This is a genomic window from Stenotrophomonas sp. KH_036_B (assembly GCF_057839485.1).
On sequence record NZ_CM174491.1, the window covers coordinates 17,319 to 29,034 of the forward strand.

At 62.2% G+C, this 11,716-nt stretch carries 10 protein-coding genes; 4 read left to right on the plus strand and 6 right to left on the minus strand.

The features are described from left to right. The first annotated feature begins 249 nt into the window (after window positions 1–249). Both AC3ITN_RS00080 and AC3ITN_RS00085 read left to right on the plus strand, forming a co-directional pair. Window positions 250–768: a hypothetical protein gene (locus AC3ITN_RS00080; RefSeq protein ID WP_489391627.1), complete on the plus strand. Its 519-nt coding sequence runs from the start codon at window positions 250–252 to the stop codon at window positions 766–768. A gap of 1,339 nt (window positions 769–2,107) precedes the next feature. Beyond that, complete coding sequence (locus AC3ITN_RS00085; RefSeq protein ID WP_489391628.1) at window positions 2,108–2,449, plus strand: hypothetical protein; 342 nt, start codon at window positions 2,108–2,110, stop codon at window positions 2,447–2,449. Window positions 2,450–3,455: 1,006 nt separating this feature from the next. Here the strand turns inward: AC3ITN_RS00085 and AC3ITN_RS00090 are convergent. Together AC3ITN_RS00090 and AC3ITN_RS00095 are read right to left on the minus strand one after the other, a co-directional pair. Continuing rightward, on the minus strand, window positions 3,456–5,069 hold the full coding sequence (locus AC3ITN_RS00090; RefSeq protein ID WP_489391629.1) for a hypothetical protein: 1,614 nt from the start codon (window positions 5,067–5,069) through the stop codon (window positions 3,456–3,458). A gap of 91 nt (window positions 5,070–5,160) precedes the next feature. Next, window positions 5,161–5,757: a hypothetical protein gene (locus AC3ITN_RS00095; RefSeq protein WP_489391630.1), complete on the minus strand. Its 597-nt coding sequence runs from the start codon at window positions 5,755–5,757 to the stop codon at window positions 5,161–5,163. Between the two features lie 305 nt (window positions 5,758–6,062). Between AC3ITN_RS00095 and AC3ITN_RS00100 the strand changes: the two genes are divergently transcribed. Further along, a complete protein-coding gene (locus AC3ITN_RS00100; RefSeq protein WP_489391631.1) occupies window positions 6,063–7,127 on the plus strand; it encodes a hypothetical protein in 1,065 nt (354 codons plus the stop codon). Between the two features lie 245 nt (window positions 7,128–7,372). Further along, a complete protein-coding gene (locus tag AC3ITN_RS00105; protein WP_489391632.1) occupies window positions 7,373–7,864 on the plus strand; it encodes a hypothetical protein in 492 nt (163 codons plus the stop codon). Here AC3ITN_RS00105 and AC3ITN_RS00110 read toward each other — a convergent pair. From AC3ITN_RS00110 to AC3ITN_RS00125, 4 genes are all read right to left on the minus strand, one after another. After that, a complete protein-coding gene (locus tag AC3ITN_RS00110) occupies window positions 7,852–8,037 on the minus strand; it encodes a hypothetical protein (protein WP_489391633.1) in 186 nt (61 codons plus the stop codon). The two genes, AC3ITN_RS00105 and AC3ITN_RS00110, sit on opposite strands and share 13 nt — an antisense overlap. 22 nt (window positions 8,038–8,059) lie before the next feature. Then, window positions 8,060–8,965, minus strand: coding sequence for an Abi family protein (locus AC3ITN_RS00115; RefSeq protein WP_489391634.1), 906 nt, complete (start codon window positions 8,963–8,965; stop codon window positions 8,060–8,062). Window positions 8,966–9,674: 709 nt separating this feature from the next. Then, window positions 9,675–10,385, minus strand: coding sequence for a 2OG-Fe(II) oxygenase (locus AC3ITN_RS00120; RefSeq protein ID WP_489391635.1), 711 nt, complete (start codon window positions 10,383–10,385; stop codon window positions 9,675–9,677). A 203-nt stretch (window positions 10,386–10,588) separates the two neighbouring features. Next, a complete protein-coding gene (locus AC3ITN_RS00125; RefSeq protein WP_489391636.1) occupies window positions 10,589–11,605 on the minus strand; it encodes a class 1 fructose-bisphosphatase in 1,017 nt (338 codons plus the stop codon). Window positions 11,606–11,716: the final 111 nt, after the last annotated feature.

Sequence of the window (11,716 nt, forward strand, 5' to 3'; positions counted from 1 at the left end):
TCCGCTGCTCCTCGCGCCCAACCCGCACCCCCCGGCGCTTCGCGCCAGCGGACTAACAGTCCGCTCTACCCCGTCGGGGTGGAGATATCCCAATCACTGGTGAGCGTCCCGGCCCCCATGCAAACGCATGGCCTGACCCTCGATAGCCAGAACAGCCTCTGGACATACAACCGAACTTTCCTCAACAATCCGATTGGGCTTCGATGATCGGTGCCCTGGCCCGGCACTGGCTGCATCAGGAGGATGTACGTGTCTCCAGGAACCGGCAAAGCAAGTTCGACCTTTTTGACCAGCACCGCGCAGTCGAGAACAGTGAACACGCCGTTCCCCCTTGCCGCGCTTGCAGCAATGACTCTATTGGCAACAGCAGGTTGCAATCATCCAACGTCCAAGAGCGATGGCTTCCCCGCCTTCGTGGCCGACGGACACATCAACGTGTTCGCGACGACCTCGAAGCCCGGTGCTCCACTCTGTACATCGAACGATCCTGCCCTGGCCAGAGCGCTCCTGACGTACCTGGAGAAGCGATACCCTTCAGGTTGGCACGCGGCGTCGCCCGTCAGTTACGCGCCTTTGTACCGCATCACGCTTGGTTCCAGCGAGATCCTGATCCTCAAGGGTGGACTGGTAGTTCAGCAGCGCCAAAACGGTCGGTTTCTTCTGATGGCACACGGAGGTGGCCTGCAGGATGCGGAGAGCATCGTGCAACTTGCGTGTGGTGATAAGCAACCCACCGTCAACACCTGGCGCTTCGCGCCAGCGGACTAACAGTCCGCTCTACCCCGTCGTGCGATAGCCGGTGCCTGAGGATTCTCCGATAGACCAGCACGAGCGGACCCTACGGAGCGCATGCCGAACTACCGCCCGCCCCCTGGGCTGGCATCTACAATTGCTGGACACTGTGATTCACGCGGGGCTCCATTTCACGCGGCCACTGGCAAGGCAGGGCGAGAGCAACAACTGGGATCACGCCTGCATGAGCTCGGAGTCGATTCGACGGTCGAGAGAGCAGGTCAACGAGTTCGATAAGGTTCGAAGGTCCAGATGCGAGTGCCCAAAATGAGAAGAAAAGCGCGGAGAGTGGCTTCACTGGTCTTTTTGATCCCTGTTGGAGCTCAAGCCAACCCATCGGCCAAGGAACTCCTTGAGTGCATCACGGTGGATAAGGTGGAAATAGTGACGTCACCCTTGGGAAATTTGACGCAAGTTGAGCACGCCCAATGGGTGGCTACCTCTGGGCATCAGCTTCAACCGGGCCCACATCGTGCACTGATCATTAGACAGTTCTCTGAAGATGAGGGAATCGCCGATTCCCAAGAATTCACAAAGTTGACCCTCTACCTGAATGATGGCGACTTGAGTGGAGCGAGGCCAGTCGTTCTGAATGGAAACTTCTCCAGTGGATGGTCTGGCTTCTCATACAAGGCTGACGCATGGGTGGCAAAGAACATATCCATACGTCTGGAGTCGAACGCAGAATCAAGCAATATTGAGGTAACCGGAACAGTAAACGCCAATAACGCCTTCCGAGGTAACACCCGGTCCTTTCAGGTGCATCTGAAGTGCGAGCCGAGGCAGCTTCCGCTAAAAGAACTCACACCTTGGCAAGGCGGCAGGGGGAGACTGGAACGTGCCTTCTCTCCATGACACCGACGATTCCTGAGGCAAGGAAGGATCACGGCACCCTGCAGTAGGTCCATTACTGGTAGGCAGGTAACGCAGCAGCTTGCGCCAGGCTTCTTCCAACGTGCAGTCTCCGACTTGAGTTCACCTCCGAGAGGCCGTAGATCGCAGGCGGTACCCGCAACCCCAGGCGCTTCGCCCCAGCGGACTAACAGTCCGGTCTACCCGTCGAGGTTGCATTCTTGTGGCGTTGCGCCAGATCGCAGCACGCACTGCGACCCCAGGCGTGTGGGCCTCGATGGCCATCTAAGCCACTGGACATACAGCAGCAAGGTACCCAACAATCCGACTCGGTACCGGTGATCGGTGCGCTGGCCCAGGACGGCCAATATAAGGACATGCAGATGAAAGGGTGCATCTGGAAAAGGCCGCAATGAGGGATCGAGCGCGGGCGGCGACGATCTGTCATCGAATGGTTACGGCTGTGATCGTCATGGTATCGATAGCTGGCTGCGCGCTGCTGGGTGGCGACCGCATGTTCCGCGTGTCTGGCGTGATTCCAGTCGACGCCTCGAATACTGAGCAATGCAGCCTTGAGCAGATGTCCGCCAACGGACATTCCCTTTCCACGCAGCGTGTCGATCGCAGCTTCTCAACCAATACCATGATCGTCGTGGGTCGCCATCCGCATAGCGTCTACTTCATTGCACGATGCACGAACGGCCGCACGTACCAATCGAAAACCGTCGAGGTCAGTAGCGTTGGTAGATCGGCTGGGCCGATTGATCTCGGCACGCTTGCCACTCAGTATGAGCGTCATCCATGAGGTGGGACCACATGGCGGACGTCGCCAAAGCGGTGCTGATCAAAGTTGTGTTCCTGGTCATGTGCATGGGAGGCATAACGGTCATCTGGAACCTGCCAAGTCCGATCTCGGACCTCTCGATCCTTTTCGGCCTTGCTTGGGTCGTCATTACGTCCAAAGTCCTGAGGTGGTTCGTGATCCGCATTGGTTGGTCAACCGCGGAGCGCGAGGGAGGCCGACGTTAGCCATGTTGTAGGCATCCCGGAGACTCACCCGCGGCATGCCATCCCTCGCAGGACAGCAGAACATCCTCCTGGGTCGCAATGCATACCCGCGCGCCGCGAGATGATACGGTGCGTCCAACCTGTTGCGGATGGCCGTCCATGATGAAGCAACACCTCACACGCTACGCCATGCTTCTCCTGTCCATTGTCGCAGTCGCAGGCTGCGCGTCCAGCGGGAGAGAGCGCGCCAGCAGCGCACCATTGCTGACTCGATCACCGACCGCGGAAGGGCATGACGCGATATCCCTGACAGGGCTGCTCCATGGTCGCGTTGTCGACAGCAACGGATGCTTCGTACTGCGAGGCAATGGCGGGGATCGGGCCGTGGTGTTCCCCCCACGGTTCTCCCTTGACCGCACGCGTGGAATCATCAGGGATGAGGCATCTGGTCGATCATTGAAACTCGGCAGGCGTTCTTCGTACGGAGGTGGCAATACCTCGCGCGAGGAGGTCGACGCAGAGGGGCCTGCCATTCCCGCGAGTTGCCCGGGGAGCTGGGTGCGAATTGATGAACTGGAAGGCCGTCCGAGCTAACCGCCCACACAGTCCTTTGTGCGACACCAACACTGGCTTCTGTACGGACCAGCCCCGCCCCGAGCGACGGGGTAGAGCGGACTGTTAGTCCGCTGCTCGCCGCGACCAATCGTCAACATCAGGCGCCACCCCGTCAGCGGACTAACAGTCCACTCTACCGAGTCAGCGGACTAACAGTCCGCTCTACTCCCTTGCCCCCGCCGCAGCGATCACGGATACATCGGGAATATCCACGTCCTGGGCACCGAACTCCACCGGTAGTGCCGCACCTGGAGTCGTGCGATGGGGCGGCCAGTGGCGATCTCCGTACGAATCGGGATCTTGCTGTTCTCCCAGGCCAGCGGCACCTCGGCGAGCCGGGTCGGTTGTGCGGGTTTCAGCGGAGCGACAATGAGCTGCTCCGAGGGCATCTCGTTACCGTCTTCATCCAGCGGAACCACCACGCTGTACAGGCCGGTCTTCTCCTTCCATGTCTGCCTGCCCTGCACGAGCGTGGCACGATGCGCCGCCGGCCACAGTACCGTCGCATCCGGGTTGAGCGTTGAATGCTCACCCGCCGCCAGCGTCTCGGACGTATCGAAGGCGTAGACCTCGGCGTCCACCAACATGCGCACGGCCTCAATCTGACCCAGCAGCGCACGCGGTGCCCCCAGCGGCAGATGGAACGGGAAGTTCAGCTCGTTCTGTGCGGCCGAGTATTTTTCCGGGAAGAACAGCGTCCGCGTCACCGTCTGCGCCTCCAGCCCGGCAATGGGCGCACCGCGCGCATCCAGCAGCTCCACACCGTGCAGGCGGGACATCAGCACAGGCTCATGCTGCACACGCCGCGCACCCGGACGCACCGCTGCGGCGGCGCGGGCGCCGATGGCGAGCCATCGACCGTTGCCGTCCTCTGCGGGAATCCACAGCGAGCCCATGTAAGGCTCCAGTGCGGGCAACGCGCCGGCACCCACCATGTACTGCTCCAGCTCACCCAACGCTGCCGACTGCTGCGTGTACGCTGAAGCGTCTGGCGAAGGGTTGCTGAAAGGAGGGTGTTGCAGCTGGTGGTTGATCTGCTCGACGTACCCCACATAGCTCTGCAGGTCCTCGGCCATGTGCAGCATGAGGTCATGGCGCGTGTCGGCCAGATGTACACGGTGCAGGGACGCCGGCGCCGTCCTGGTCGCCGCGTGGCTTACTTCCATCCGCAGTTCGATCGGCATGCCGTCTGCGCGCTGCACCACCAGCCGTCCTTCGCCTTGGACGCCAGTCGCTGCCATGGTCATGTCCATCAACACCGCCGTGGGCGTTACCTCAAGCACACGCAGCTTCGCCTTGAAGCTCGCGTAAGGCTCGATGCGCTGCCAGCTGTTGATGCTGTCGCCCACGGCGACGGTTCGTGGCAGCGCCACCGGGCGCAGCCCGGGTGCCTGGTAACCGGCCAGCAACATCTCCGCCTCAGCCGGCGTCTTCTTCGCCAAGGCTGACCACGCCTTCTGATCCACGGCCCGCAACGGGCCGGACTCCCCCTCCTGCGTTACCTGCGCGACGAATCCGTCCTGCAGCACATCGAGGAGCCTGTCGTCCTTGCCGGGCTCGAGATCCAGCAGATAGTGCGACTTGCCTGCTGCATCCACCCGCTGCATCCAGAGCGGGGCCAGCAGCACCTGAGCCGCGCCGCGCGGCGATGCTTGCAGCGTGGCGCGATAGTAGCCCGATTGCGAAACTTCATCGCCCGCGTCCAAGCCGCTGCTGATCGCGTGGCGAACGTAGTACACCGACGCATCGTCATGGCCTGATTCCTCCGCTGCCGACACTCCGGCAATCAGGAGCAACGCCATTACGGCGATCGTATGGAAACGTACCGGTAGATCCATCTGCCTTGCCATCCTCACCACATCAACAACCAGGCAGTGTAGCAATGCAGCTTTCCTACGCGTCCTGGTTGCTGGCCGCCATTCTCACATACACATCCGGTACCGCCTTCAGGAACTCGCCCACCCGCCCGAGCTGTATCTCAAGGTCGTCAGGAACGGTGGTGCCAGCTCCCAGCAGTGCCGCCTCGCAGCGTTGCAGGAAGGCCTCATCCAGGCGGCTATCGGACTCCAGCAACACCGTGACCGTCGCTTGCTCGGCCCATGCCAACGGCGCGAGCGCGAACTGCATGCTGCCCAGTGCGGACAGCGGCGCGTAGTCGCCGCCCGGCAACAGCAGCGAGACCTCCTGCGGCTTCACCTCCTTCAACGTCTGCGGACGATGCAGTGCCCACGCCTGCATGCGGTGGCGGCCCGGCACAGGGGCTACAGTTCCATTCACTGCAGCGGCCAGTGTTGCCAGCCCTGCATCCACCTCCATCCCGTAGGGCGCCAACTCGCGCGGGTCCAGCTCCAACCACAGCTGGATCATGCCCACCCCCGGCCCGCTGGCACGCGCTACGCCCGCAGCCGCCAATACGGGAAGCAGGATCGACCGCACCGCGTCTTCCAGCTGCGAAGCGCTGCGTGTGGCGCTGGTGAGGGTAAGGAACACCGTGGGTGCGATGGCGTCTTCCGGCGGTAGCAACGCAGGCGGCGCTGCGGTGATCGGCTCCGCCCTGCTCTGCGTGCAGGCAGAGACCAAGAGAGCGCTGGCAAGGCCTGCAAGCAGGCGACGGCGATTGGGCAGGGGTGTTTCATGCATCGGTAAAGGATACCGGCCCACACGTCTGCTGCCGACGTCATCCGGCCCGCAACGCATACATCAGGTGAAAACGCGTGTCTCACCGATTTCACGCCCGCTCGCGCAGCCTCTCATGGCCAGCTGCAGTTGCAGCGTCCAAGTAGAGCGCATATTCCATGAGCAGCCGAATTGATTACCCCGACCGAGGCCCACTAGGGCCCGACATCGCCGTAGTAACCGAAACCTCCGTCATTGAACCCGCACCGGAGAGCGCGGTGTCGTGGGGCGCGATCCTGGCCGGTGCCGTGGCCGCCGCCGCGCTGTCGCTCATCCTGTTGATTCTGGGGGTCGGGCTGGGCCTGTCCTCGGTGTCGCCGTGGTCCTTCGAGGGCGTCTCCAAAGAAACCTTCGGCTGGGGCAGCATTGTCTGGTTGACGCTTACCGCGTTGGCGGCGTCCGGCCTCGGTGGCTATCTCGCCGGGCGACTGCGCACCAAGTGGACCCGTCTCCATGGCGACGAAACCTACTTCCGCGATACGGCCCACGGGTTCGTGTCGTGGGCAGTGGCCACGCTGCTTACCGCAGGCCTGCTGACGTCGGCCATCGGTGGCGTGCTGGGTACGGGCGTCAAAGCAGCCGGCGCCACCGCAGGCGCGGCGGCAACCACCGCAGGTGCCGCGACGGCAGGTGCAGGGGCAGCCGCCATGGGCACCGAAGAGGGCGATCTGAACTACTGGGTGGATTCGCTGTTCCGCAGCGCCTCCACCCCGGTCGATGCACCGCCGCCGCCGGCCGATCCTGCTGCACCGGTGGATCCCTCGGCGATGGTCGCCGGCGCAGGTCCACGCACCGCGCCGCCGCCGCGGCCGATGCCGCCGCAGGGCCCGATGCCGGGCCGTGGTCCGGGCGGTGATCGTCGCGAAGTGCGCGCCGAGATCAACCGCATCATCGTCACCAGCCTGCAGTCGGAAGGCCTCAATCCGGCCGACAAGCAGTACCTGGCACAGGTGGTCGCCCGTGAGACGGGCATGAGCCAGGCTGAGGCAGAGGCACGCGTCACCGACATCCAGACGCGCATGCGTGCCGCCCTGGAAGACGCGAAGAACAAGGCCAAGCAGGTGGCGGACGATGCCCGCAAGGCCACCGCCTACGCCGCGCTGTGGCTGTTCATCACGCTGCTGATCGGTGCGTTCTTCGCCAGCCTGAGTGCCACCTGGGGCGGCCGTCGCCGTGACCTGTAATTCCACCCACTACCAAGGAGACCAGCCATGAAGACCTTGCTGCTTTGGGCGCTTGGCGTTCCGATTCCGCTGTTGATCCTGTACGCGATCTTCTTCTGAGCATCGCAGCTACGTAAACCATCAGGCCGCCAACAGGCGGCCTGATGCGTTGAGCGTCATACCTGGGCAGTAGACTTGTCCTACCTGGGAGGCGGAGATCGCGCTCCCGGGACGCCGAAGCCCACATGCAAACGGAATGCCCTTCAATGACCATGACCCCACGGATGCCGCATCGTCGCGGCGCTCGAGTGACGACCCTGACCGCTCTGCTGTTTGCCGCACTGGCCGCCCCGGCGGCGCACGCACTTGACGCCGCGCAATGGCAGGCCGTCGCACCTTCGGTCCAGGCTGCGCTGGAGTGCCGGGCCAAGCCTGATACCGCCGCGAAGGCGTGGAAGGTCCTGCCCCGTGACGCGTCCGGTGGAATCAAGACGATTACGCCGCCTGCGCCCTTTGCGGTGTTCGGTTTGCCGGTACGGGAGGTATCCATCTTCATCGACCCGGATGGCGAACTGGGCGAAAGCTACACCGCCGAGATCGGCGCTGGTGCGGCTGCTGTACGCAAGGCAGCGAAGCTCAACGCGGAGGGTGGGCGTACCACCGCGATGGGCGAGCTCATGCTGAGCGACGACGGCGCCGCGAAGCTGACCTGCACGGTCGCGGGCACGTACGATGAAAGTGACTATCAGGAAAACTGATTCTGGAACGAACTGGCGACTGTGCTTTCAGCACCATCATCAAGGTCGCCTTTGCATTGCATCTTGAGCAGGGCTTGGAGCAACTGTCCAGGATCGTTGTGAAGTCCACCGACGAAATGATCGACATGCATCGTGCCAGGGACATCGTTCGCAGGCGTGTAAGGAAGTTGCATACGTGACCAGCCGATTGATCGTCTAGCCTCGCCATAGACGATGGGAATCCCAGCCTTCCGAGGTGCCTAAGCTACTTATGCGCGCACTACTGATCAAACCGGTGCTCAAATGTGTTTCTACGCGATCACGCCAGACCACGTGATCTGCCGTCGTGAGTACCAGGAGCCTGCGAAGGAGCAGCAGAAGGAAGAAGCAGCGGCCCGTTGGGAAAGTTGCCTCTCGCTCGGACCATCCTGCTGAGCGCGGCCGCACTGCACTGACACCGAGTTCCTTGTTCCACAGACGACCATGATGCGCAACTACGTTGCGTGCAACGCTGGTGACGTGAAGCCAGTTCTCAAACACAGGCGGGGCAAGTTCAACGGCGCGGGAAATTGACTTCTGCTCTGCCCCTCGGAGCGCTTTGTAGAACCGCGATAGCGATCCCAGTGACATGACTTCCGTAGCCATCCAGATCGGCACGTTTGGGAATTGTGGCTGGGTGTACTTGTCCTTGTAGTGGCGAATGAAGGTCTCCTTGGACCGTTCCACTTCCTTGCACACGCCTTCAAGCCACTCACGATGCTGTTGTGCAGAGAAAGAAAAATTGTCCTGGTCCAGGTGACCGAACGCGCCATGGGCATGCGAAAAGTGATACGTGAGCAAGGTCCGCGTGGCCACTTCAATGTGCCCCACCGCCTCCATCACCAGGTCTCTAAGTACCCTGTCGAATTCATAAAGACCGACGGCCTCCTCAAAGGTGGCATCGCTCCGAAAGTGATCACTACCGACAAGTCGCTGTGGATAGAGATAGCCCATTAGCCGGTAGTACCCCACTCTCTGGAGAAAGTGATCGGCATGGGCTGGGTCAGCAATGCCAAGGCCGCGGGACTGTAGTTGCTCCAGCTGGGCGTGGAAGGAGAGCGGTTGCTTGCAGTACTTGGTCATCCTGACACACCAGCGAGCGGCCAAAAAAAAACCCGCCAATTTGAGCATGGCGCGAAATTCGCGTCAGAGGCGTGGCGGGTGTGTTGGCCGAAGTGTAATGGGAGCATTACAGACGTGCAAGCAACGATATGTCGGCAATGGAACGTCAGCAACGAAGGGTAGTCTGGCCATGTCATGGGGCGCCTGAAAAGGCACGGAGCACAACGGGCGTGTGTCAATTCACTTACATAAATGGGACCGCACCGATCGGCTCCAAAAAGCCAGAAATGTGGCCTCGCGCGTCTGGCCAGCCAATCAACTTTTGGGGCGGCCGCGAGCTTGGAGCCATGATGTTGCAGCTGTGCATAAACGCTCACATCAATGAAAGCATGCCCTATAAGACGATGGCGGCCACCTATGGCATTGGTCTCAACTTCTGCCAGAAAACAGCATCAGAGACAGTCGCTACCGGGAGGTTGTTGATGATTCGAGGTTAGTCATTTCCAACACGGCTAGCGTTATTGGTCGAGGTGCCAGACATGGGGCATCCAGTAATTTGGCTAAACGGAGTATTTGAGCTCCGTCGACAACCTTGCCGACGAGTCTGGAGCAAGACAAAGCGATTGTTTCTGTTGAGTTTTCGGATTCGGTAGAGCGGGCCTAGTGTTTGTCGTCTACAGCCCCGCACCATCCAGAAATCTGCTCTCAAATGAGCGCTAACCCACACATCTCACCGACCCCCATACAGCTTCTCCGCGCTCTGGAACAGGATCCAACTTGTCGCAATGAACTTGTCCCCACCCTGTGGCCGATTCCCCCGGTGGGTGTGCGTGAATGCGGTGGGGGCGATCAGCAGGCTGCCGGTGCGCGGGGCGATCCTGCGGTCCTGGAACAGGAACTCGGTTTCGCCGGCCTCGAATTCATCATTGAGGTAGAGCGTCCACAGCAGGTGCCGGTGCAGGGTCTCGCCGGCCGGGTCGCGCGGGTACAGCTCGCAGTGCCAGTAGGGATAGCCGCCCTCGCCTGCCGCGTACCACTGCAGGTTGATGGCGCCCGGACGCAGGCAGGTGCGGGCCAGTTCGGACAGGGCGCTGTCGTCCATGCCGGGGAAATCCTCGGCCTTCAGGCGGCGTGCGCTGCCATCGTTGTCTTGTACCTGCAACATCAGCGGGGAGATCAGCGCCTGTGGATAACGGCGTAGATAAGTCAAAACGCCGCTGAATACTGCCTGCTGCAGCTGGATTTCCGCCTGACGCCACTCGGGGCGGCCGCTGATGCGGAGATCCTTGCTGTGCTTGAGTTCCGGGAATACACCGCTGCCTACTTCGCCGGGCTGCAACTGTGCGCTGGCGCGCATCTGGGCCAAGAGGGTGGCGCAGGTTTCGACGGGTAGTGCGTTGTGGATTACTTCTATGAAGTCGAGCGGTGTTTCGGCCGTCATGGGGTCATCCGTGGGCGTTTGAGCCCGATGGTGACCGCTGGGAGGACCGATGTCACCCCGTTGCCATGTGTGGCAACGGGGATGTCTGGAGGTGTGCCGTGCGTTGCGGAACGCGACAGCGGACTAACAGTCCGCTCTACCCAGTCGGCGACGTTCCCAGTCGGCGACGTCCCGGTGGTGGTGCGCCAGTCGCCGACACCCGGCTACGCCTGCGCGGTGTCGTGCTCGCGGTGGTAGCGGGTGGCTTCGGCTACTTCGTTGCGGGAGCCGAGGAAGACCGGTACGCGCTGGTGCAGCTGGTCGGGCTGGATGTCCAGGATGCGCTCGCGGCCGGTGGTGGCGGCGCCGCCGGCCTGTTCCACCAGCAGGCCCATGGGGTTGGCTTCGTACATCAGGCGCAGCTTGCCGGCCTTGGACGGGTCTTTCTTGTCCCACGGGTAGATGAAGATGCCGCCGCGGGTGAGGATGCGGTGCACGTCGGCGACCATGCTGGCGATCCAGCGCATGTTGAAGTTCTTGCCGCGCGCGCCTTCCTTGCCGTCCAGCAGGTCCTGCACGTAACCCTGCATCGGGGCGTCCCAGTGGCGCTGGTTGGACATGTTGATGGCAAATTCCTGGGTGTCCGCCGGGATCTGCATGTTCGGCGTGGTCAGCACGAACTCGCCCTTTTCGCGGTCCAGGGTGAAGGCGTGGGTGCCGTGGCCCACGGTGAGCACCATCTGGGTGCTGGGCCCGTAGATGCAGTAACCGGCAGCCACCTGGCTGGTGCCCGGCTGCAGGAAGCTGGCGTCGTTGGGCTGTTCGGTGCCCGGCGGGCAGCGCAGGACGGAGAAGATGGTGCCGACCGAGACGTTCACGTCGATGTTGGAGCTGCCATCGAGGGGATCGAACAGCAGCAGGAAGTCGCCGCGCGGGTAGGTGTCCGGCACGGGCTGGCAGTGGTCCATTTCCTCGGAGGCGCAGGCGGCGAGGTGGCCGCCCCAGGCGTTGGCTTCGAGCAGGATCTCGTTGCTGATCACGTCCAGCTTCTTCTGCGCTTCGCCCTGCACGTTGCCGGTGCCGGCATCGCCGAGCACGCCGCCCAGTGCGCCCTTGCTGACCGCGATGGAAATGCTGGTGCAGGCGCGGGCGACGACGGCAATCAGCTGGCGCAGGTCGGCGTTGATGCGGCCGGCATGCTGCTCTTCAATCAGGTAACGGGTCAGCGAGGTGGGGGACATGGAGGGCTGCCAACGATATTCGGGGGCCGTATTGTCGCCCGTTCGCCAAGGCAATACGAGGTAACCGGACACGTAACCGGTTTCAGGGTGCGCGCGTGCGGAAAGAAAAAC

Coding starts and splice junctions, on each gene's coding strand:
- AC3ITN_RS00090 (WP_489391629.1), bottom strand. CDS start 5,069: ATGGCGTTGCTCCTGATTGCCGGAGTGTCGGCAGCGGAGGAATCAGGC.
- AC3ITN_RS00100 (WP_489391631.1), top strand. CDS start 6,063: ATGAGCAGCCGAATTGATTACCCCGACCGAGGCCCACTAGGGCCCGAC.
- AC3ITN_RS00105 (WP_489391632.1), top strand. CDS start 7,373: ATGACCATGACCCCACGGATGCCGCATCGTCGCGGCGCTCGAGTGACG.
- AC3ITN_RS00110 (WP_489391633.1), bottom strand. CDS start 8,037: ATGCAACTTCCTTACACGCCTGCGAACGATGTCCCTGGCACGATGCAT.
- AC3ITN_RS00115 (WP_489391634.1), bottom strand. CDS start 8,965: ATGACCAAGTACTGCAAGCAACCGCTCTCCTTCCACGCCCAGCTGGAG.
- AC3ITN_RS00120 (WP_489391635.1), bottom strand. CDS start 10,385: ATGACGGCCGAAACACCGCTCGACTTCATAGAAGTAATCCACAACGCA.
- AC3ITN_RS00125 (WP_489391636.1), bottom strand. CDS start 11,605: ATGTCCCCCACCTCGCTGACCCGTTACCTGATTGAAGAGCAGCATGCC.